At 71.3% G+C, this 22,424-nt stretch carries 12 protein-coding genes; 4 read left to right on the forward strand and 8 right to left on the reverse strand.

All coding sequences use genetic code 11. The features are described 5' to 3' along the window. Genes IE182_RS22555 through IE182_RS22570 form a run of 4 tightly spaced genes read right to left on the reverse strand, consistent with a single transcriptional unit; the run spans nucleotide 1 to nucleotide 4,038 of the window. Entirely contained in the window at nucleotides 1-753 is a 753-nt protein-coding gene (locus tag IE182_RS22555; protein WP_190111700.1) for an alpha/beta fold hydrolase, read from the reverse strand. Then, a complete protein-coding gene (locus IE182_RS22560; protein WP_190111701.1) occupies nucleotides 750-1,661 on the reverse strand; it encodes a beta-ketoacyl synthase N-terminal-like domain-containing protein in 912 nt (303 codons plus the stop codon). Before IE182_RS22560 ends, IE182_RS22555 begins: the two co-directional genes overlap by 4 nt. Further along, nucleotides 1,658-2,791 carry a beta-ketoacyl synthase N-terminal-like domain-containing protein gene (locus IE182_RS22565; protein WP_190111702.1) on the reverse strand — a complete coding sequence of 378 codons (1,134 nt, stop codon included), beginning with the start codon at nucleotides 2,789-2,791 and terminating at the stop codon, nucleotides 1,658-1,660. Before IE182_RS22565 ends, IE182_RS22560 begins: the two co-directional genes overlap by 4 nt. Continuing rightward, the gene (locus IE182_RS22570) at nucleotides 2,788-4,038 is read right to left on the reverse strand and encodes a beta-ketoacyl-[acyl-carrier-protein] synthase family protein (RefSeq protein ID WP_190111703.1); all 1,251 of its coding nucleotides are present in this window, start codon (nucleotides 4,036-4,038) and stop codon (nucleotides 2,788-2,790) included. The genes IE182_RS22565 and IE182_RS22570 overlap by 4 nt, the downstream gene beginning before the upstream one ends. A 371-nt stretch (nucleotides 4,039-4,409) precedes the next feature. On the opposite strand from IE182_RS22570, the gene IE182_RS22575 reads away from it, so the two are divergent. The 4 genes from IE182_RS22575 to IE182_RS22590 all read left to right on the forward strand — a co-directional run bounded on the left by IE182_RS22575 (nucleotide 4,410) and on the right by IE182_RS22590 (nucleotide 18,345). After that, nucleotides 4,410-5,093, forward strand: a complete 684-nt coding sequence (locus IE182_RS22575) for a thioesterase II family protein (protein WP_373303597.1) — start codon at nucleotides 4,410-4,412, stop codon at nucleotides 5,091-5,093. Nucleotides 5,094-5,106: 13 nt separating this feature from the next. Next, nucleotides 5,107-5,931, forward strand: coding sequence for an SDR family oxidoreductase (locus IE182_RS22580; RefSeq protein WP_190111705.1), 825 nt, complete (start codon nucleotides 5,107-5,109; stop codon nucleotides 5,929-5,931). Nucleotides 5,932-5,998: 67 nt separating this feature from the next. Then, the gene (locus IE182_RS22585) at nucleotides 5,999-8,806 is read left to right on the forward strand and encodes an amino acid adenylation domain-containing protein (RefSeq protein ID WP_190111706.1); all 2,808 of its coding nucleotides are present in this window, start codon (nucleotides 5,999-6,001) and stop codon (nucleotides 8,804-8,806) included. 2 nt (nucleotides 8,807-8,808) lie between these two features. Beyond that, nucleotides 8,809-18,345 (forward strand): non-ribosomal peptide synthetase, encoded by a 9,537-nt coding sequence (locus tag IE182_RS22590; protein ID WP_190111707.1) that lies wholly within the window; start codon nucleotides 8,809-8,811, stop codon nucleotides 18,343-18,345. Between the two features lie 141 nt (nucleotides 18,346-18,486). Here the strand turns inward: IE182_RS22590 and IE182_RS22595 are convergent, their stop codons facing one another. From IE182_RS22595 to IE182_RS22610, 4 genes are all read right to left on the reverse strand, one after another. Beyond that, nucleotides 18,487-19,044, reverse strand: coding sequence for a hypothetical protein (locus IE182_RS22595; protein WP_190111708.1), 558 nt, complete (start codon nucleotides 19,042-19,044; stop codon nucleotides 18,487-18,489). A 115-nt stretch (nucleotides 19,045-19,159) separates the two neighbouring features. Next, nucleotides 19,160-20,290 (reverse strand): acyltransferase family protein, encoded by a 1,131-nt coding sequence (locus IE182_RS22600; protein WP_190111709.1) that lies wholly within the window; start codon nucleotides 20,288-20,290, stop codon nucleotides 19,160-19,162. Nucleotides 20,291-20,527: 237 nt separating this feature from the next. Next, nucleotides 20,528-21,325 carry an ABC transporter permease gene (locus IE182_RS22605; RefSeq protein WP_190111710.1) on the reverse strand — a complete coding sequence of 266 codons (798 nt, stop codon included), beginning with the start codon at nucleotides 21,323-21,325 and terminating at the stop codon, nucleotides 20,528-20,530. Beyond that, nucleotides 21,322-22,332, reverse strand: coding sequence for an ATP-binding cassette domain-containing protein (locus tag IE182_RS22610; protein ID WP_190111711.1), 1,011 nt, complete (start codon nucleotides 22,330-22,332; stop codon nucleotides 21,322-21,324). The genes IE182_RS22605 and IE182_RS22610 overlap by 4 nt, the downstream gene beginning before the upstream one ends. Nucleotides 22,333-22,424: the final 92 nt, after the last annotated feature.

The raw sequence follows: 22,424 nt of genomic DNA on the forward strand, positions 1-22,424 counted from the left end.
TCAGAGGGCGGCCGCCGGGCGGGGCCGGGCCGGGACGCGGTCGAGGAATTCGTGTACGGCGTCGGTGAACCAGCGCGGCCGCTCCAGCATCGGGAAGTGCCCGCCGTCCACGATGTGCGCCTCGCCCGCGGGCAGGTCCGCGGCGAGCAGCCGCGCCTCGTCCACGGGCGCGGTCGGGTCCTCGGCGCCGCCGATCACCAGGGAGGGCACCGTGATCAGGTCGATGCGCAGCCGGGGCGAGTTCAGGTAGGCGTCGAAGAAGCGCAGCCAGCCGTAGGGGCCGACCCACTCGCAGAGCCGGCGCGCCATGTCGGCGCGCAGTTCGGGGTCGATCCGGCGGCTGCCGGACTGCAGCCGGATGCCTTCCCCCATCGTCTCGGGGAAGCTGGTCAGCAGCGGGGCGATCATGTCCCAGTGGAAGTCCTCCGGCTGCCGCCGGTAGAAGGGGGTCACCAGGACGACGCCGCCGATTCCGGCCGGCTGCCCGTCCCGGGCCCTGCGGCTGAGCAGTTCCAGCAGGGGCAGGGCGCTGAACGAGTGCGCCACGACCACGTCCGCCCCGCCGGGCACCGCTGCGAGGACGTCCTCCAGCCGGGCGGCAGAGTCGGTCTCGAACCGCCAGGTGTCGATTCCGTCGCCCCGCCAGGGCAGGTCGGGGGCGTGCACGCGCACGTCGTCCCGCCAGTGGGGACGGACCCCGTTCCAGATGCCGCCGTTGTTGCCGAGCCCGTGCAGCAGCAGGATCTGCTTCACGAGGCCGGTCCGCAGGGGGTGAGGACCAGACCGGCGGCGGGTTCTCCCGCAGCACCGCCGAGCAGCGCGTACAACGGCTCCGTGCGTCCCGACTCCGCCCAGCCGACGGCCGCCGCGCACTGCAGGACCCCCAGGGCGCCGGAGCACTCGCCGCGGCCGCGCAGGTCCAGGTGGTCGGCCTCCAGCGGTACGACCGCCAGGTCGTCGGTCAGCCAGCCGGCGGCGCCCGGGGCGATGTCCGACAGCCGCTCGGCGCAGGTGGACAGCGATGCGGAGCGCACTGCGGGGCCCAGCTCGACGCGCGGGCGTGCGCACTCTCCGGCACGGCTGAGCACCAGGCCGGCACCGCCGTCCACGACGGGCCCGCCCACGAGCGAGCGCGCCACCGGGTTGTCGGGCTCCACGCCCAGCACCAGCATGTGGTCCGCGCGGCCGGACCGCAGCACCAGCGACGCCCAGCGCACCGCGTCCAGGCCCGAGGTGATGCCGTTGCACACCGTCAGGTTCGGCCCGCGCAGGTCGAAGCGGATGGCGGTCTCCGACGCCGTGATGTTGCTGGAGGCGTTCGGTGTGTCCATCGGGCTGAGCCCGGCGGTGCCCTCCTTGGCGATGGTCTCCACCGCCCGGCACACCGTGTCCACGTTCCCCAGGTTGGAGCTGACCACGACGCCCACACGGTCGCCGGGGACGGCCGGTCCGTCCTCTCCGAGCAGCCCGGCGTCTCTCAGGGCCGCCGCGGCCATGCACAGCGCCAGCTGCGTGGCCCGGTCCTTGTAGCGCAGCCCCTTCTTGCCGATCAGAGCCGCGGGGTCGACCGGCGCGGGGTCCGCCGGGGCGGGCCGCAACAGATCGGCCGGTGCGGTCACACCGGGCAGCGCCAGACCGATGCCGCTGATCACCACGCTCATGCGGCACCTGCCACCACGGCCACGGCGTTGACGCCGCCGAACCCGAAACCGTTCACCTGGGCGCACCTCACCGTTTCCGACACCGTGGTGTCGCGGACGAGCCGGAGACCCGCGGCCTCCGGCAGGGGGTCGGCCAGCCCGGCGATCGCGGGGATCGTGCCGGTCTCGATGCTGGACAGGGCTACCAGCAGGCTCATCAGCCCGGCGGAACCGGAGGTGTGGCCCGTCTGCGACTTGATGCCGGTGAGGGCGGGCCGGGCGCCGGCGAAGACGTCGCCGGTCACCTGGGCCTCCATCAGGTCGTTGACCGGGGTCCCCGTGCCGTGCAGCAGGACCAGGTCGATCTCCTCGGGCGTGACGCCCGCGATGTCGTGTGCCTGCCGGACGGAGGCGGTGATGCCCTCCCGGTCGGGTGCCGTGGGGTGCCGGGCGTCGCAGTTGACGGCCACCGAGCGCAGCCAGCCGCGGACCGGCCTGCCGGCCTCGGGCCGGCGGCGCAGCACGACGGCCGCCGCGCCCTCGCCCAGGATGGTTCCCTGCCGCTCGCGGTCGAACGGGCGCACGGCCGGCGGCGGGCTGAACTGGACGCGGTCGGCCTGCCCGAACATGCTCTCCGTGACCGCGTCGCAGCCGGCCACGATGACCGTCTCGGCGTCGCCCTGCTCCAACAGGTCCCAGCCCAGGGCGAGGGCGTAGAGGGAGGCCGAACAGGCGTTGGCGAAGGTGTGGGTGTCCAGCGCGCCGAAGCGCTGCTGCAGGGCGGGGCCGAAGTCCAGGCCGGCGGCGTCGAAGCCGGGGGGGATGCCGTCCCGCCACCACAGCTCCAGCGAGCGCAGCTCGCGCAGCCCGGTGCCGACGAGGACCGGAACGCCGGAGAGGTCCTCGCCGAGCCCGGCGTCCGCGGCGGCCTGCCGGACGGCTTCGACGAGGAAACGGGTCGCCCGGCCGGGCTCGTCGCCGTCGCCGGACCGGTCGTCGATCTCGAAGAGCTGCTGGGCGTTGAAGCGTTCCCGGTCGAAGCCGCGCAGCGGCCCCAACCCGGTGCGGCCCTCGCACAGGCCGGTGAAGATCTCGTCGGGGGAGGCCCCGATGCTCGCCACCGCACCGATGCCGGTGATGGGGAAACTCATGCGGCCTGCTCCTCGTACTTGCCGAGGATGACGATCGCGTTGTTGCCGCCGAACGCCAGGCCGTTGTTCTGCACGATGCGCAGGTCCGCCTCGACGGCGTGGTTGGGCACGCAGTCGATCTCGCACTCGGGGTCGGTCTCGGTGTGGTTGATGGTCGGCGGGATGAAGCCGTGGGAGATCGCGAGGCCGCTGGCGATGGCGCCGAGCGCGCTGGCGGCTCCCATGGTGTGGCCGAGCATCGACTTCAGCGAGATGGTGCGCGGCGGGACGTCGTCGAAGACCTCGCGGATGGCACGGGCCTCGGTGATGTCGTTGGCCTTGGTGCCGGTTCCGTGGGCGGAGATCAGGTCGACCTCCTCCGGCTTCACACCGGCGTTCTCCAGGGCGATCCGCATGCAGTTGGCGACGCTGTCGCCGTTGGGCGCGACCTGGTGGTACGCGTCGCAGTTGAGTCCGTAGCCCAGGACCTCGGCGTAGATCGTCGCGCCCCGGGCCAGCGCCGACTCCAGGCTCTCCAGGACGAGCACGCCCGCGCCCTCGCCGGTCAGGATGCCCTTGCGGTTGACGTCGAAGGGCTGGCAGAACTCCGGCGCGATGGTGCCCAGCCGGTAGAAGCCGGTGAACGTCTTGCGGCACATCGCGTCCGCGCCACCGCACAGGGCGAAGTCCACCTCCCCGGAGCTCACCGCGTCGAAGCCGTATCCGATCGCGTAGTTGCCGGCCGAGCAGGCGGTCGCGATGGTCTGCGCCTCGACGTCCGTCAGCCCGAGCTCCTGGGCGATGGCCGTCGACAGCCGGACCGGCGAGACCCGCCGGACGACCTCGGGGTCCATCTCCTCGGGCCCTTCGGCGAGTTCCACGCCCACGAGCTGGTCGAGCTCGTAGGACTCGCCGTCGGTGGTGCCCATCGAGATCAGCCCGCGCTGCTCGGCGAGCCGGGCCGGGTCCAGACCGGCGTCCTGCAGGGCCATGCGGGCGGCGCCCACGGCGAAGCGGCTGGCCCGGCCGAGGGTGTCGAGGGGGGTCCGGGTGATCCACTGCTCCGGCTCGTACGAGGAGACCTCGCAGCCGTTGCTGTGGGCGAAGCCGCCGACATCGAATATCGAGATCGGCTTTGCTCCGCTCCGGCCCGCCTTGAGACTTTCCGCGAACTCGGCCGCACCGATTCCGATACTGGATACCACGCCGAATCCGGTGAGCACCACGCGGTGCTTTACGGATGCACCGCCAGGAAGCACTGGGGACATAACTATCCTTCGATCGGGCCGCCTCGGCGGGAGATAAATTCCGGGCAGCGGATCAGCGCTGATGCGGATCGTCCCCGGCAAGGTGGACGCCTTCTGCCTGAAGATTTCCGGGTCTCCGGCCCACCCTGAACTTCCGCCCGCGCCCCTCTCAAGTGCGCCTGCAGCAAGCTGCCATGAAGGCTCTCGATCGCCGAAGGAAGGGATGGCAGGTTGTTGCAGGTGTGATTGCCGGGGAAATGCAGGCAGGCGCAGGATGGCATGGTCAGGCTCTGGCCGACTCTCAGGTCACGTACTTTCGTCGGAAAAGGAAGACATTGACGATGGCGACCAATCCCTTTGCTGGCGATGCCGAGGGCCGAACCCATTGCGCATTGATTTGCCTGCCCTTCGCCGGCGGGGGCGCGGGGTTCTACCGCGCCTGGAGGGACCTCCCGGAGGGCAGTCCGGCGATCGTCCCGGTCCAGCTGCCCGGCCGGGAGGAGCTCTTCGTCGACGAGCCGTTCCGGGACGCGGTGCAGGCGGGCGCGGAGCTCGCCCGCCAGGTCGCCGAACTCAGCCGCGGTTACGAACGCTTCGCGCTGTTCGGGCACAGCCTCGGTGCCGTGCTCGCCTACGAGATCGCGCGGAACCTCGACGAGGCCGGTCTGCGGCGCCCCGCCCATCTCTTCGTCAGCGGCTCCCCCGGCCCGTGGACCGGCCGTGACGACCGGGCCACCGGGCTGGACGACGACCAATTCCTCGCTCAGGTCGAGGCGTTCGCCGGGTACAAGCACGAGGCGCTGGAAGACCCCGACATGCGTGAGCTGCTCCTTCCTCTGCTCCGCGCCGATGTGGAGATGCACGAGAACTACAAGCCCGTCTCGGACCGTCCGCTGGGCGTCCCGATCACCTCGCTGCGCGGTGACGACGACGAGCTGGTCTCCCGCGAGCAGGCGGAGCAGTGGCGGGCGGCGACCTCCGCGGACTTCGAGCTGCTGGAGGTCACCGGCCACCACATGTACCTGGCCGACGACCCCCGGCCGCTGCTCGACGCCGTCGTGCGGACACTGGGCTGAGGGCGGGCGACACATGCTTCTCCACGGCAAGACAGCCGTCGTCACCGGCGCCGCCCGCGGCATCGGCCGCGCCTGCGCCACGCGCTTCGCCCGGGAGGGCGCCGACCTGGTCCTGCTCGACATCGGGCAGGACCTCGACGGCGTCCCCTACCCGCTCGGTTCGGGCAGCCAGCTCCAGCACACCGCCGACCTCTGCCGCGCCGAGGGAGCCGCCGTCATCACGGTGACCGCCGACGTCCGCAGCGCCGGGCAGTGCGAGGCGGCGGTGGCCCGGGCCCACGACCGCTTCGGCGCGGTTCACGTGCTGTTCAACGGCGCCGGGATCGCCGCCCCGTCCGGGAAGGCCGTCCACGAGATCACCGAGGACGAGTGGGACCTGATGGTCGACACCGACCTCTCGGGCGCCTGGCGGATGATGAAGGCGGTCGCCCCCGAGATGATCGCCCGCAACGAGGGCAGCATCATCAACGTCGCCTCCACCGCCGGGCTCGTCGGCTACCGCAACTTCGCCGGCTACGTGGCCGCCAAGCACGGACTGATCGGCCTCACCAAAGCGGCGGCGCTCGACTACGCACCGCACCGCGTGCGCGTCAACGCCCTGTGCCCCGGCTCGGTCCGCGACGACCTGCGCGTCGAGGGCCGCATGCTCGCCGAGATCGCCCGGTCCCTCGACGTGGCGGTCGAGGAGCACGAGGACATCTTCGTCCAGGCCCAGCCGATGAACGCCCTCATCGAGCCCGACGACATCGCGGGCGCGGCCGTGTGGCTGGCCGGGGACGACTCCCGCCAGGTGACCGGCACGACGCTCACCGTCGACGGCGGCTTCTCCGCCCGCTGAGCGACGCCCCACCGTCCCCGCCACGTCCTTCCGCTCTCGATCACCTTCGCTCTGCAGGAGTCCGCAAATGGCGACAGCTGTCCGCTACCGTGTGGCCGTCCCAGTCGGCCCGGGCCGACTGCCGGCAGCGCAGGCCAGGTCCTGCCACAGCCTGACCGTCAGGGCCGAGGGCCCGGTCGTCCCCCGGCCCGTGACCGGCCTTCACCTCTGGCAGGAGTCCGTGCCCGCCGCCTCCGGCACGCCGCAGGCCCGGGCACGGCTGCGGGCGGAGGCCGGACGGCCGCCGGTGCCCTCGGCGCCGGCGGTCCGCGCCGTCCTCCTGCGGTACACCGACGGGCAGGCCGACCTCGTCCTCGTCGCCCGCAGGTCCGCGCTCGACGAGCAGGCGCTGCGGGACCTGGCCGCCCACCTGCTGGAGGGGACCGGGACGCCTCCGGTGATCCCGGCCGCCGTGCCCCCGGTGGCCGGCGCGCCGCGCACCGCGGCCCCGTGGGGGCTCGGCGATCCCTCCCGGACGGGCCGGACCGGCTCGGTGCCGGTGGAGACGGAGGTGTCCGAGCCCTCGGACGCGCAGCTCACCGCCGCCGCCGGCCTCGTCCTCGCGCGCTACACCGCGGGCGAGGACACCTCCGTCGCGGTCTTCGCCCCCCAGGACCACGGCACACAGGTGACCGTCCGCTCCGTTCCCCTGGACGAGGCCCGGACCATCGGCGACTACCTCGCCCAGTGGCAGGCACAGGACGGCGAGGAGCTCGCGGAGGGCCCCGTACCGACGGTCGCAGTGCTCGTCGGCGAACAGCAACCCGGCACCCACTACCGCCCGTTCCTCGCCCCGGCGCTGCCCGTCGTCGTCCACTGGTGCCGCTCGGCGGACGGCTCCGTGGACGGCACCCTGACGTACGACGAGGGCGAGACCGCACCCGAGGTCGCCCGCGCCTTCGCAGCATGCGTCGCCCACACCCTGGACCAGCTGGTCCGCGCCGGGGCGGACACCCCGCTCTCCGACGTGGACCTGCTGCCGCACGCCGAGGCGCTCGCCGTCGTCGAGAAGGGCGTCACCCCGCCCGTCGCCGCCTCGGAGGCCACGGACCGGACCATCCACGGGCTCTTCGCCGACGTGGCCCGTCGCCGGCCCGAGGCCGTCGCCGTCGTGGACGGTGCCACCCGGCTCACCTACGCGCAGCTCGACGAGCGCGCCGGGCACGTGGCGAGCGGCCTGCACGCACTCGGAGCCCGGCCCGGCGACCTGATCGGCGTGGCCCTGGACCGCACGGCCGAGCTCATCGTCACCCTCCTGGGCGTCCTCAAGGCCGGCTGCGTGTACGTGCCGATGGACATCAGGTACCCGGAGGAGCGGCTGCGGTACACCGTGGACAACGCGGGTACCGGCATCGTCATCGGCTCCGCCGACGGCTTCCCCGCCATCGACGGCGTCCGCGTGGTCGCGCCCGCCGAACTGATCCCGCTCGCCGGGCAGACGACCGGGCGGACCCCCGTCGCCGAGGACGGGTCGGCCGCCGCATACGTCATCTACACCTCCGGCTCCACCGGCCGGCCCAAGGGCGTGACGGTGCCGCACCGCAACGTGGCGGCGCTGGTGGCGGCCACCCGCGAGGACTTCGCCCTCGCCGGCACGGACGTGTGGACGTTCTTCCACTCCAGCGCCTTCGACTTCTCCGTCTGGGAGATCTGGGGCTGCCTGCTCACCGGCGGCGAACTCGTCGTGGTGCCCTACTGGGTCACGCGCGACACCGACCTGTTCTACGAGCTGCTCGCCGAGCACAAGGTCACGGTCCTCAACCAGACGCCCTCGGCCTTCGCCCAGCTGATCGAGGCCGACAGCCGGATGCGGGCCGAACTGTCGCTGCGCCTGATCGTCTTCGGCGGCGAACCGCTCGACGTCGGCATGCTCGCCCCCTGGTTCGCGCGCCACTCCCACACCCGCTGCCGGCTGTCCAACATGTTCGGGATCACCGAGACCACCGTGCACGTCACCGAACAGACGGTGACCCCGGCCGACGTCGTCGCCCGCACCCGGTCCGTGGGGCGTGCCATGCCCGGCTGGTCGTTGTCGGTACGCGACCCCCGCGGACGGGTGCTGCCGCCGGGCGCGCCCGGCGAGATCTACGTGGGTGGCGCGGGCGTGGCCCTGGGCTACCTCCACCAGCCCGAGCTCACCGCCGAGCGCTTCGTCGACGACCCCTACGGCCACGGCCGCGTCTACCGCAGCGGCGACCGCGGCCGGCTGCGGCCCGACGGCCGTCTGGACCACCTGGGCCGGCTGGACAGCCAGGTCAAGGTCCGCGGGCACCGCATCGAGCTCGACGAGATCCGCAACGTGCTCCTCAGCCACCCGGCGGTCTCCGGGGCCGCCGTCGTCCTCCGCTACGAGACGCCCGGCGACACCGCGACGGCACGCATCGACGCCTACGCCGTCATCAGCGGCTCCGGTGTGGCGACAGCCGAGATCCTCGGCCACGCGAGCGGTGTGCTGCCCGACTACATGATGCCCGCGACCGTCACGGCGGTGGATTCCATCCCGCTGACCATCAACGGCAAGGTGGACACCGCGGCCCTGCCCGAACCGAACACCCGCGAGGCGGCCGCCCCCGCTCCGGCACCCGCGCAACGGGAGGACGACGGCCCGGCCGACCCCCTGGCCGGCGAGATCCTGCAGCTGTGGAGCCATGCGCTCAACACCGACGTGGGCCTGACCGACAACTTCTTCGAACTGGGCGGCAACTCCCTGCTCGTGATCCGGCTGCTGCGGGAAATGCGGGACCGCGGCCTGCCCCGCGTCTCCACCCAGGACTTCTACCGCAACTCCGTCGCGGCGCAGTTCATTCAGCTCGTCCACTCCGCTGGAGGTAACTAGTCGTGTCCGACCGACAGGACAACCTGCTGCCGCTGACCGCCGCCCAGGCCGGTGTCTGGTACGCACAGCGACTCAACCCGCAGAACACCGTCTTCCACCTCGGCGAGTACCTCGACATCGAAGGCCCCGTGGACACGGAGCTCCTCGTCCGGGCCCTGCACCGGGTGGTCGAGGAGGCGGAGACGCTGCGCGTGCGGTTCGAGGAGCACGACGGCGAGCCCGTCCAGCGCGTGGTACCCGCACGGGATTTCGCCTGGGAGCCTCGACGGCTGGACTTCAGCACGGAGAACGACCCGTGCGCCGCGGCCCGCGCCTGGATGGATGCAGAGCTGGCCGGGCCGGTCGACCCGCTGACCGACCCGCTGTTCCTCTTCGCCCTGCTCAAGGTCGGAGAGGACCGGCACTTCTGGTTCTACCGCTACCACCACCTGCTCGCCGACGGTTACACCGTCGTTCTCATCGCGCAGCGCGTCCCTCAGATCTACACGGCCCTCGCATCGGGGGAGCCCGTCGGCGACAGCCCCTTCGGGCCGCTGCGCGACCTGCTCGACGAGCACGCGGCCTACCGCGAGTCCGAGCGGTGCGCGAAGGACCGTGCGTACTGGACCGAGCACATGGCCGGCGCCCACGAGCCCGTCGCCCTGGCCGGACGGCCCGCCAGGGAGGTCCGCAGCCTCCTCCACCGCACCGCCCGTGTGGACCAGCAGGACACCGACGCCCTGCGCAACCTCGGACGCGCCGCGGAGGTGTCCTGGCCGCCGGTGCTGTTCGCCGCGGTCGCGGCGTACCTGCGTCGGCTGACCGGCGAGCAGGAGGTGATCCTCGGCCTGCCGGTGTCCAACCGGCTGGGGCGCACGGCCCTCAAGACGCCCTCCATGGTCTCCAACGTCCTGCCCCTGCGCCTCACCTTCGGCCCCGGTACGACCGTCGCCGAGCTGATGGCCCAGGTCTCGGGAGAGCTCCGCGGCGCCACCCGGCACCAGCGCTACCCGTACGAGGACATCCGCCAGGACCTCGGCATGCTGGCCGACGACCGCAGGCTGGTCGGTCCGCACGTCAACCTGATGCTCTTCGACCACAAGCTCTCGTTCGGCGAGCACCCCTCCCGTCCGCGCACCCTGGCCACCGGACCCACCGACGACCTGTCCTTCCTGATCTACGACCGGACGACCGAGGCCGGCCTGCAGATCGACTGCGACGCCAACGCCGACCTCTACACCGAGGACGACCTGGCGGCCTACCAGGACGGTTTCGCCGCATTCCTCAGGGAGATCGCGGAGGCCGGGCCGGACCGAGCGGTCGAGGACCTCACCGTGTCCGGCCCGGCCCGGCAGGCGAGGGAGCGGCACGCCGCGGTTACCACCTGGGACACCGGCACGGGGATCCCGGCCGCTCCGCCCACCGCGCAGACGGCCGGAACCGGCCCGCGCACCCCGCAACAGGACGTCCTGTGCGGCATCGCCGCCGAGATCCTCGGCGTCGACGAGATCGGCGTCGACGACAACTTCTTCCTCCTGGGCGGACGTTCGCTCCAGATCACGAAGCTCGTCAGCCGTATCCGCGCCCTCTTCAAGGCCGAGCTGTCACTGCGCCGCGTTTTCGAGAACCCGACCGTGGCCGGCCTGGCCGAGCAACTGAGCACCGCACACGGCGCACGGCAGCCGCTCAAGGCCGTCGAGCGTCCCGAGTCGGTACCGCTGTCACCCGCACAGAACCGGCTGTGGTTCCTCAACACCCTCGGCAGCCAGGACGCGGTCTACAACGAGGCCGTCTCCATCCGGCTGCACGGCCGGCCCGACGCCGCCGCCCTGAAGGCGGCGCTCAACGACGTCGTGGCCCGCCATGAGAGCCTCCGCACGGTGTACCCGGAGCTCGCCGGCGAAGCCCGCCAGGTGGTCCTGAGCCCGGCGGCCGCCACCGTCGAGCTGCCCGTACAGCCGGTCGCGGCACCGGACCTCGCGGCCGAGCTCGCCGGCTTCGCACGCCTGGGCTTCGACCTCGCGACCGGGATCCCCGTCAGGGCGAGGCTGCTCACCCTGGCCGAGGACGAGCACGTCCTGCAGCTCGTGGTGCACCACATCGCTTGCGACGGCTGGTCCGTCACGCCCTTCACCCGCGATCTGTCGGCCGCGTATGCCGCTCGCGCCGAGGGCACGGCGCCCGAGTGGCAGCCGCTGCCCGTGCAGTACGCCGACTACGTCCTCTGGCAGCGCGACCTCCTGGGCGACGCCGACGACCCGGACAGTGAGCTCGCCCGGCAGATGCGCTACTGGCGGGAGGCGCTCGACGGCCTCCCCGAGGAGATCGACCTCCCCACCGACCGCCAGCGACCCGCGGTGGCCACCTACGAAGGCGGGCGCGTCACCTTCCGGCTCTCCCCGCAGACCCACGAGAAGCTCAGGAACCTGGCGGTGGAGAACCGCGCCAGCATGTTCATGCTGGCGCAGGCAGCCGTGGCGGCCCTGCTGACCCGCCACGGCGCCGGCACGGACGTTCCCCTCGGCTCGCTGATCGCGGGCCGTACGGACGCGGCGCTGGACGACCTGGTCGGCTTCTTCGTCAACACCCTGGTGCTGCGGACGGACACCTCCGGTGACCCGACCTTCCGGGAACTGCTGGGCCGGGTCCGCGAGACCGACCTGGCGGCCTACGCCCACCAGGACCTGGCCTTCGAGCGCCTCGTGGAGGCCCTCAACCCCGTCCGCTCCCTGGCGCGCCACCCGCTGTTCCAGACCGCGCTCGACGTTCAGGTCGATGCCGGCGAGCAGCTCGACCTCGTCGGCATGACCGCGGACTCGGAGCTGATGGACACGGGCAGCGCCCGGTTCGACCTGTTCTTCGGGCTGGTCGAGAACAACGCGCCGGACGGCTCCGCCGCCGGTGTCACCGGCTCCCTGCAGTTCGCCCGCGACCTCTTCGACGAAGCGTCGGCGCAGCGGCTGGCCGACGGTCTGGTGCGGTTGCTCGATGCCGTGGCCGACGATCCCGACGCATCGATCGGTGACCTGGAGCTGCTGTCGGACGAGGAGCGCCGGCGCATCCTCGTCGAGTGGAACGACAGGCCGTACGAGGTGCCCGAGGCCACCCTGCCGGCACTGTTCGAGGCCCAGGCCGCCGCGACACCCGCCGCCGAGGCCGTGGCCTGCGGTGACGCCCGCCTGTCGTACTCGGAGCTGAACGAGCGGGCCAACCGCCTGGCCCGTCTGCTGCTCGCCCGCGGCATCGGCCCGGAGAGCTACGTCGGAGTGGTCCTCTCCCGGTCCGTGGACCTGCCGGTCGCCCTGCTCGCGGTGGCCAAGGCGGGTGCGGCCTACGTTCCCATCGACCCGGGCTACCCCGCCGACCGGATCGCCTACATCTTCGAGAACACCAAGCCCGTCTGCGTGCTCGCCGACACCGGCACGGTGTCGGCGCTGCCCGAGGACGTTCCGTCCGTGGTGGTCGTCGACGACGCGGCCACGAGGGAAGCGGTCGCGACCCTGCCCGGCACGAACCCGACGGACGAGGACCGGTCCGCGCCCATCGCACCGGCCCACCCGGTGTACGTCATCTACACCTCGGGGTCGACCGGACGCCCCAAGGGCGTGGTGATCGAGCACCGCTCGCTGAACCTGTACCTCGCGTGGACCCGCCACGCCTTCCCCGCCGTCTCCGGTCGCGCCCTCGTTCACTCTCCCGTCTCCTTCGACCTGACCGTCACCGGCCTGCTGGGCACCCTCACCGCAGGCGGTTGCGTCCACCTGACGGAGCTCGACGAGGACGCCGTCCAGCAGCCCGCCGAGCGGCCCACCTTCGTCAAGGCCACCCCCTCCCACCTCGGCCTGCTCATGGCGCTGCCGGAGCGGTTCTCCCCCTCCGGGCAGCTCGTCCTGGGCGGCGAGGCGCTGCTGGGCGAGGTCCTGGACGAGTGGCGGCGGCGCCACCCCGGGGTGACCGTCATCAACGAGTACGGCCCCACCGAGGCCACCGTCGGGTGCGCGGAGTACCGCATCGAACCGGGCGGGAGCAGCCCCGCCGGCGCCGTCTCCATGGGACGTCCCATCTGGAACACGGCGCTGTACGTCCTGGACGCCCGCCTCCGCCCCGTTCCGGTGGGGGTCCCGGGTGAGCTCTACATCGGGGGCGACCTGCTCGCCCGCGGCTATCTGGGCCGTCCCGGCCTGACCGCCGAGCGTTTCGTCGCGAGCCCCTTCGCAGGCGCGGGTGCGCGCATGTACCGCACCGGTGACATCGTCAAGCGGCGTGCCGACGGGCAACTGGACTTCATCGGCCGCGCCGACGACCAGGTGAAGGTCAGGGGTTTCCGGGTCGAGCTGGGCGAGATCGAGGCCGCCGCGGCCGCGCACCCGGCCGTGGGACAGGTCCTGGCAGTGGTCCGCGAGGACCGGCCGGGCGACAAGCGCATCGTGGCCTACGTGGTCCCGGCCGAGGACGGCGGCAGGCCGGATGCGGCCGAGCTGCAGGGTCACCTGGCGGGCGCGCTGCCGGGATACATGGTGCCCTCCGCGTTCGTGGTGCTGGAGTCCTTCCCGCTGACGCCCAACGGCAAGGTGAACCGCAAGGCTCTGCCCGCTCCCGACTACAGCGTCCGGATCACCGGCCGGGCCCCGCGCGACGCACGCGAGGAGATGCTGTGCGCGCTCTTCGCGGACATGCTCGGCCTCGACCACGTCGGCATCGACGACGGATTCTTCGACCTCGGCGGCCACTCCCTTCTGGCCACCCGACTGGTCAGCCGCATCCGCACCGCGTTCGGAGCGGAGCTCGGCGTACGCGCGGTCTTCGAGGAGCCCACCGTCGCGGGCCTGGCGCTGAAGCTCGCCGACGCCGGAAGCGCCCGACCGCCGCTGACGGCCGTGAAACGCCCCGAGGACATCCCCCTGTCGCCGGCTCAGCAGCGGCTGTGGTTCATCAACCGCCTTGAGGAATCGGGCGGCAACTACAACACCGGCCTGTCGCTCCGCCTGTCCGGCGAGGTGAACCAGGACGCCCTCCGGGCGGCCCTGGGCGATGTCGTGGCGCGGCACGAGAGCCTGCGCACCGTCTTCCCCGACACCGACGGCCGTCCCCGCCAGCAGATCATCAGCTCCGAGCAGGCCGTCCCGGAGCTGACGGTCACGCGCGTCGCCGAGAGTGACCTGGACGCGGAGCTCTCGCGCGCCGCATCGGCCGACTACGACCTCGCGGTCGAGCCGCCGCTGCGCGCCGGGCTGTTCGTGCTGAGCCCCACCGACTCGGTCCTGCTGATCGTGGTGCACCACATCGCCACCGACGGCTGGTCGATGGCCCCGCTCTCCCGTGACCTCTCCACCGCGTACGCGGCACGTTGCGCCGGTGCGGCGCCCCTGTGGGATCCGCTGCCGGTCCAGTACGCGGACTACACCCTCTGGCAGCGCGACGTCCTCGGTGACGAGAACGACCCGGGCAGCTCCATGGCGCGCCAGCTGGACCACTGGCGCTCGGCGCTCGCCGACCTGCCCGAGGAACTGGCTCTGCCCACGGACCGTCCACGGCCCGCGAAGATGAGCTACCACGGCGAGACCGTGCCCGTTCGTCTCGGCGCCGAACTGCACGGGGCAGTGGTGCGGTTGGCCCACGAGTCCGGCAGCACGGTGTTCATGGTGGTGCAGGCGGCCGTGGCGGCGCTGCTGGGCAAGCTCGGCGCCGGGGAGGACGTCCCCATCGGCAGCGCCGTCGCCGGGCGTACCGACGAAGCCCTCGACGACCTCGTCGGCTTCTTCGTCAACACCCTCGTCCTGCGCACCGACCTCTCCGGGAACCCCACCTTCCGCGAGCTCGTCGAGCGCGTGAAGGAGACCGACCTCGCCGCCTACGCCCACCAGGACATCCCCTTCGAACGCCTGGTGGACGAACTCAGCCCCGTCCGCTCGCTCGCCCGTCACCCCCTCTTCCAGGTCATGCTGTCGATGCAGAACACCCCTGCCGTCGACATGCGGCTGGGCACCGTGCCGGCCACCCCCATGCCGGTGGCCGTCGACACGGCGAAGTTCGACCTCTCCTTCCAGCTGGGGGAGAGCTTCGGCCCCGACGGGATCCCGGCGGGCATCGAGGGCGGCATCGAGTTCGCCACCGACCTCTTCGACCGGGCCACCGTCGAGGACATCGCGGGGCGGCTGGAGCGGCTGCTGACGGCTGTGTGCGCCGAGCCGGGCATGAGCATCGGTCTCGTGGACGTGCTGGCTCCGGGGGAGCACGAGCGCATTCTGACGGAGTGGAACCCGGAGCCGTACGAGGCGCCCCGGGAGGGCCTGCCCGAGCTGTTCGAGGCGCAGGCGGCACGGACGCCGGACGTGGTCGCGGTGGTCTCCGACCAGGGGTCGCTCACCTACGCGGAGCTGAACGCGCGGGCGAACCGACTGGCGAGGTACCTGATCGGTCAGGGCGTCGGTCCGGAGCACCTGGTGGCCTTGGCCCTGCCGCGTTCCGAGCACGCGATCGTCGCGCTGCTCGGCGTGCTGAAGGCCGGTGCCGGTTACCTCCCGGTGGACCCGGACTACCCGGCGGAGCGGATCTCGTACATGCTCCAGGACGCCCGGCCGCGTCTGGTGATGAGCACGGCGGAGAACGTCGCCGTCCTGGAACCGCTGCTCACGGACGACCAGCGGATGGTGGTCTGGGGCGAGCCGCGGCTGGAGAGCGAGCTGGCCGGGCTGGCGGCTTCCGACGTCGTGGATGCCGAGCGGGGCGGTGCCCTGTCGTCCGCTTCCGGTGCGTACGTGATGTACACCTCCGGGTCGACCGGCCGGCCGAAGGGCGTGCTGGTCCCCCACGGTGCCGTCGTCGCGCTGGCCGCGGACAGCCGTTACCGCACGGGCCACGAGGTGGTGCTGGTGCACTCGCCACAGGCGTTCGACGCATCCACCTACGAGGTGTGGGCGCCTTTGCTCGCGGGCGGCCGGATCGTGGTCGCGCCACCCGGTGACCTCTCCCCGGCACGGCTGCGTGACCTCGTCGGCCGTCACCGGATCACGGCGGTCTGGCTGACCGCCGCGCTGTTCCACCTGTTCGCCGAGGAGGACCCGGGCTGCCTCAGTGGCCTGAGCGAGGTGTGGACCGGTGGTGACGTGGTCCAGGCCGATGCGGTCCGCAGGGTGCGGGAGGCGTGCCCGGAGCTGGCGGTGGTGGATGGCTACGGCCCCACCGAGACCACCACGTTCGCCGCGTCCTACCGCGTCGGACGGGACGCGGAGGTGCCCCACTCGCTGCCGATCGGCCGGCCGATGGACTCCATGCGGGTCTATCTCCTCGACGGCGCCCTGCAACTGGTGCCTGCGGGTGTGGCGGGAGAGCTGTACATCGCGGGCACGGGCCTGGCCCGGGGGTACCTGGGACGTGCCGGGCTGACCGCCGAGCGCTTCGTCGCGGACCCCCACGGCCTGCCCGGAGAGCGGATGTACCGCACCGGGGACGTGGCCCGCTGGAACGAGGACGGGCAGATCCAGTTCATCGGCCGGGCGGACGGCCAGGTCAAGATCCGTGGCTTCCGTATCGAGCCCGGTGAGATCGAAGCGGTACTGGCTGGACACGACGCCGTCGCGTCCACGACGGTCGTCGTCCGCGAGGACCAGCCGGGTCTGAAGCGTCTGGTGGCCTACGTCGTCCCCGCCGGCGGGACCGTGGACACCGAGGTGCTGCGTGACCACCTGGCGGACCTGCTGCCGGAGTACATGGTCCCGGCCGCCTTCGTCACCCTGGACGCACTGCCGCTGACGGCGAACGGAAAGGTGGACCGCAAGGCCCTGCCCGTTCCCGACTTCACCGCCATGGTGGGTGGCAGGGATGCCCGCAACACGCGCGAGGAGATCCTCTGTTCCCTCTTCGCCGAGCTGCTGGGCCTCGACCGCGTCGGCATCGACGACAACTTCTTCGAACTCGGCGGCGACAGCATCATCTCCATCCAGCTGGTCAGCCGGGCACACAAGGCCGGACTCGTGCTGAGGACCAGGGACGTCTTCGAGCACCAGAGCCCTGCCGGGCTCGCCGCGGTGGCCGAGGAGGTCGCAGGAACGGTCGAGGAGGTGCCCGAGGCCGGCATCGGGCCCGTTCCCCTGACGCCGATCATGGAGTGGTTCCGGGAACTGGACGGCCCCGTCGACGGGTTCAACCAGGCCATGCTCGTGCAGACTCCTGCCGGGTGCGCCACGGGGGCGCTGTTCACCGCGGTGCAGGGCCTGCTGGACCGGCACGACGCGCTGCGGGCGCACCTGCACCGCCCGGCGGACGGTGAGTGGGCACTGGAGACGAGGCCGCCGGGCAGCGTCCGGGCGGCGGACGTCCTCCAGCGGGTGGAGGCCGCCGGAGCGGACGTCACCGAGCTGGCCCGGGCCGCCCAGCGGCGGCTGGCCCCCGACGACGGGGTGATGGTCCAGGCCGTCTGGCTCGATGCCGGCCCGGACGCCCCCGGCCGTCTGCTGCTGATGGTCCACCACCTGGTGGTCGACGGTATCTCCTGGCGCATCATGGTCCCGGAGCTGGCCGAGCTGTACCGGGCGGCCGCCGAGGGGCGCGCCGCGGACCTGGGGTCGGTCGGAACCTCCTTCCGGCGCTGGGCCGAGCGCCTCGTCGACGAGGCCGGCCGGCCGCACCGGCTTGCCGAACTCCCGCTGTGGACGTCCGCGCTGGGAGCCGGGGAGCCCCTGCTGGGATCCCGGGCCCTGGACCGGGCCAGGGACGTGATCGCGACCTCCGGCCGCCTCACGCTCACCCTGCCTTCCGAGGAAACCGAGCCCCTGCTGACCCGGGTGCCCGCTCTCTACCACGCGGGGGTCAACGACGTCCTGCTGACGGCCTTTACGATCGCCGTCCTCGAATGGCGGCGCGACCGCGACCGCGACCGCGACACCGGTACCGCCGTGCGGCTCGACCTTGAGGGACACGGCCGTGAGGAGATCGCGGACGGGCTCGACGTCTCCCGCACGGTCGGCTGGTTCACCAGCATGTACCCGGTCCGGCTGGACCCGGGGATCCCCGAGTCCGACTGGCCGGAGATCAGGTCGGGCGGCCCCGCCGTCGGCCGGGCGCTGAAGGAGGTCAAGGAGCAACTGCGCGCGATCCCGGACAACGGGATCGGGTACGGCCTGCTGCGCTACCTCAACCCGGAGACCGGCGCGGCGCTGTCCGCCCTGCCGGCGCCGCAGATCAGCTTCAACTACCTCGGCCGCATCGACATGACCGACGGAGCCGGCGGCCAGGAGGTGCCGGACTGGTCCGTGCGTTCCGACGCGGACCTGGGGGAGGGACACGACGCGGCCATGCCGTTCGCCCACGCGCTGGAGCTGAACGCGGTCACCCAGGACCAGCCGGACGGGCCGCGGCTGATGGCGACGTGGTCCTGGCCGCGCGAGCTGTTCACCGAGGACGAGGTCCGGTCCCTGGCCGAAGGCTGGTTCCGGGCCCTGGGTGCCCTCGTCGCCCATGCGGAGGCGCCCGAGGCCGGCGGGTTCACCCCGTCGGACCTGCCGCTGGTGAACCTCAGTCAGCAGGACCTCGACCTGCTGTCGGGCGAGTGGGGTCGCTGACCCGGGGACAGCCGCACCGGAGCCGGGGTGGTGGCGCGTGACGTCACCACCCCGGCTCTTTCCCGCCCTCATGCGGAAAACAGAGGTGCCGTGCCGGCCACCTTGCGGTGGCCGGCACGGCACCTCATCGGGAGCGTGTGATCACTCGTTCGGGGGTTCCGCCGTCCGGACCGGTCCGGTGCGGGTCGTGGACGGGGAGGTGCGCCGGTAGTAGGACCAGCCGGCCACCATGAGGCTGACGCTCCAGACCAGGAACTGGGGAATCCCGTAGTAGACGATCCATTCGTCGAAGATGTCCTCGGACGGGTCGGTTTCGACGACGAAGGTCGCGTAGAACGCCCACAGGGTGTAGATGAACAGGGAGACCGAAAGGGATCCGGCGAGCCCGATGACCGGCCACCGGGGCACCCTTCTCCCCGCCAACAGGGGCACCCACCGGGGGAAGACGACTCCCCAGGGACGGATCAGACTCAGCGCGAAGATCGCGGCGAGAACGGCCATGCCGTTGAGGACGTGCAGGTAGACGCCGCCCCCGTCGTCGTACCACTCCCGGAACTTGTCCTCACGTGCCCAGATCGATGAGCCCAGGCCCCAGGCAAGGTGCATGGGGATGAACCCGATTGCTGCGGAGAGGCAGGCCGTGTACCCGGCCACCGCCTCCCGTCGCGTGGGAGCCGGGCAATCGATGACGTCGGTCATGACACAAAGTCCTTAGGGTGAGTCAGCTCCACTTCGCCACAACTGTCCCACCGTTCGTCCGACGGAACGTCGATCACGCGGAGGACAGGGGGAGATGGGGCGTCGTTCGCTGGTACTACAGGGAGCTAGCCCGTGTGGGGGAGCTCGCCGGCGAAGCGGCGACGGCCGGCTCGGCCTTCTTCCTCGGCTTGGCCAACAGCCGTACGAGCGGCTTCTCCACGGTGACGGTGAGCACCCAGGCAAGGGCGATGCTCACCACCAGGTCGAGCACGCCCACGGCCACGGCGAACGGAACGGAGTAAAGGCGTTCCTCCCCGAACACCTTCAGGAAGAAGTTCATCACCGGCCAATGGATGAGGATGAACGCATAGGAGACGTCTCCCAGCACCTGAATCGGGCGGCCGGCGAGGACGGTCTTCCTGCCCGCAAGGTCCGACCCGGCGAGCGAAGCGATGAACAGGGCCAGGGGGACGATCGTCGTGGCGGCGATCCGGTATTCCGGGGGCAGGTCCAGCGAGGCGAAGTACGCGACGAACACGAGGGCCGCGAGCGGCAGGGGCCTCACGCCGATCCAGCGGCCGCTCCGGACGATGCGGGCCATCACGATGCCGAGGACGAAGTCCAGCAGCCGCGTCGCGGGCAGCAGGTCGACGATCCAGAACGCGTCGACGGACGTGGCGGGTGCCCCGGGGGGCAACTGCGCATCGGCCGGGATCACGGCCCGGACCACTGCGGGCACGGCCACGACCGCTGCGGCGATCGCGCCGGCGCACCACCACAGGTACTGCGCCCGGATCCGGGTCACGCCTCGGTGGAGCAGCGGAAACAACAAGTAGAAGAAGCAGAGGCAGGTCAGGGACCAGCTCGGGGCGTTGACGCTGCCGAAGACGGCCGGATCGGAGGACCACCCCTGCACCATCAGGAGGTTCATGATGCCGGACTTGGCGGTGACCGTGGAGCCGGCGAACACCGCCAGCGCGATGGCGAAGGTCAGCCAGTGCAACGGGATGATTTTGACGAGCCTGCGGCGCCAGAAGAGTACCGGGGAGTCGTTCTCGCGCGCAGCCCAGGCGAGAATGAAGCCACTCAGCATGAAGAAGAAGGAAAGACCTACCTTCCCGATGCCGCCGATGTAGGTGTGGTAGTCCTCAAGAACTTTCGGATCCGCAAAAGGAATAATGAGGGAGAGATGGGCCAGGAACACCATCAGTACTGCCGGGAACCTGACCCCGGTCAGGGATGCCATCCTGGGTCTGGCCTGCTTCTGTGGTGAAGTGCTCATTTCTTACCGCGCAATCTTGCTGTTTCCATGGGTTGCTCATCAAAGCTATCCACAGCGAATCAGGCCAACTGGTTTGTTGGCAGCAAGATGCCAGCCGTCCGAGGGTCGGTGTTCGGGCGCGGCAGATGAAAAGGAAAGACGAAAGGCATTCCCTCCGCGCGTACGCGGAGGGAATGCCCGGAACCGAACGGCTGCGCCTGCCTACTTGCGCGAAGCCGCCTTCTCGTAGGCGCGAAGGGTCAGCGGGACCACGACGGCCAGCAGTGCCACGGTGAGGAACAGAGCCATCGGAACCGGGTGTCGCATGGGGAACGTGTCGGCGGCAGAGGTCGCCGGAGCGTTCCCGAAGAGCTCCCGGCACGCCTGGACCACGGCGCTCACGGGGTTCCACCCGGCGATGGTCTGCATCCAGCCGGGCAGCCCGTCGAGCGGAATGAAGGCGTTCGACAGGAAGGACAGCGGCATGACGGCGATCGCGACGACGGAGTTGACCGCTTCGGCGACGCGCAGGACGAGGCCCATCAGCGCGCCGAGCCATGCGATGGCGAGGCTCAGGAGCAGCAGCAGTCCGAAGCCGCCGAGCATGGACAGGATCCCGTTGTGCACCCGCCAGCCGATGAGCAGGCCGATGACGGACATCAGCACAAAGCTCCAGGCGACCAGCAGTACATCGTTGAGGGTGCGGCCGATGAGGACGGCCGACCGGGAAATCGGCAGGGACCGGAATCGGTCCATCAGGCCGTTCTCGAGATCGCCCACGACGCCGAGGGCGGTCTGCCCCAGATTGCTCAGCGCGACCTGGATGAAGATGCCGGCCATGATGTATTCCTGGTAGCTCTGGTCACCGGGAACCTCCATCGCACTGCCGAAGAGGTAACCGAAGACCAGGACGAAGACCACCGGGATGAGCGTGAAGCTCAGCAACTGCTCCGGCGTGCGCTTCATATGCAGCATGTGGCGGCCTATGAGCGCACGGCAGTGAATGATGGTCTCGGTCATGCCGCTTCCTCTCCGCGCGGCGTCTGCCGCTCGTCGTGCTTCTGTTCTGTGGAACCGGTTTCCCCGGCAGCGGTCGTCTGGCCGGTGAGGGCGAGGAAGACGTCGTCCATGGAGGCGCGCCGGATGGCGAAGTCCAGCGGCTCCACCCCCGCGGCCTTGAGCCCGGCCGTGACCTCGGCGATGGTGCCCATGCCACCGGTCAGCGGGATCGAGGCGCGCCGGGCCTTCTCGTCGACCGTCGGCGACTCCGCCGAGGACTTGGCGAGAGCGCCGACCAGCTGGGGCAGCTCCGCCGCCGTCGCGACGGACGCCTCCAGGTACTCGCCGCCGACCTTGCGCTTGAGTTCCTCCGGCGTGCCCTCGGCGATGATCCCGCCCTTGTCGATCACCACGACCCGGTCGGCCAGCTGGTCGGCCTCCTCCAGGTACTGCGTGGTCAGCAGCACACTGACCCCCCTGTCCACCTGCTCGCGGACCATCCTCCACAGCAGCTGCCTGCTGGTCACGTCCAGGCCCGTGGTGGGCTCGTCCAGGAAGAGGACCGAGGGCATCGAGACCAGGCTTGCGGCGAGGTCGAGCCGACGCCGCATACCACCCGAGTAGGTCTTGGCCAGCCGGTCCGCGGCGTGGGTCAGGTCGAACTGCTCCAGCAGTTCGTCGGCGCGGGCGTGGGCCTTGCGCCGGCCCAGGCCGAGGAGCACACCGATCAGCCGGAGGTTCTCGCGTCCGGTGAGTATCTCGTCGACCGCCGCGTACTGCCCGGTCAGGCCGATGCGGCGGCGGATCTCCCGCACGTCTTTCGACAGGTCGTAACCGGCGACGGTGACCTTGCCGGCGTCGGGCTTCAGCAGGGTGGCGAGGATGCGCACGATCGTGGTCTTGCCGGCGCCGTTCGGGCCGAGGAGCCCCAGCACCTCGCCCGACGAGACGGACAGATCGATGCCGCGCAACACTTCGTGATCGGCGTAGCTCTTGCGGAGCCCCTCCGTGGAGACCGCTGTTTCCATGTCCATTCACTCCCCAAGTGGTGACTGGCTGCGGGAACCGGGCATTCCCGCAACCTGTCCGCCCCGCACTCCTCCTTCATCCAAGGGCCGCC

Origin of the sequence: Streptomyces cinnamoneus, assembly GCF_014650495.1 — a bacterium.
Taxonomy (GTDB): Bacteria; Actinomycetota; Actinomycetes; order Streptomycetales; family Streptomycetaceae; genus Streptomyces; species Streptomyces cinnamoneus.

Coding starts and splice junctions, on each gene's coding strand:
- IE182_RS22560 (WP_190111701.1), bottom strand. CDS start 1,661: ATGAGCGTGGTGATCAGCGGCATCGGTCTGGCGCTGCCCGGTGTGACC.
- IE182_RS22565 (WP_190111702.1), bottom strand. CDS start 2,791: ATGAGTTTCCCCATCACCGGCATCGGTGCGGTGGCGAGCATCGGGGCC.
- IE182_RS22570 (WP_190111703.1), bottom strand. CDS start 4,038: ATGTCCCCAGTGCTTCCTGGCGGTGCATCCGTAAAGCACCGCGTGGTG.
- IE182_RS22580 (WP_190111705.1), top strand. CDS start 5,107: ATGCTTCTCCACGGCAAGACAGCCGTCGTCACCGGCGCCGCCCGCGGC.
- IE182_RS22585 (WP_190111706.1), top strand. CDS start 5,999: ATGGCGACAGCTGTCCGCTACCGTGTGGCCGTCCCAGTCGGCCCGGGC.
- IE182_RS22595 (WP_190111708.1), bottom strand. CDS start 19,044: ATGACCGACGTCATCGATTGCCCGGCTCCCACGCGACGGGAGGCGGTG.
- IE182_RS22600 (WP_190111709.1), bottom strand. CDS start 20,290: ATGGCATCCCTGACCGGGGTCAGGTTCCCGGCAGTACTGATGGTGTTC.
- IE182_RS22605 (WP_190111710.1), bottom strand. CDS start 21,325: ATGACCGAGACCATCATTCACTGCCGTGCGCTCATAGGCCGCCACATG.
- IE182_RS22610 (WP_190111711.1), bottom strand. CDS start 22,332: ATGGAAACAGCGGTCTCCACGGAGGGGCTCCGCAAGAGCTACGCCGAT.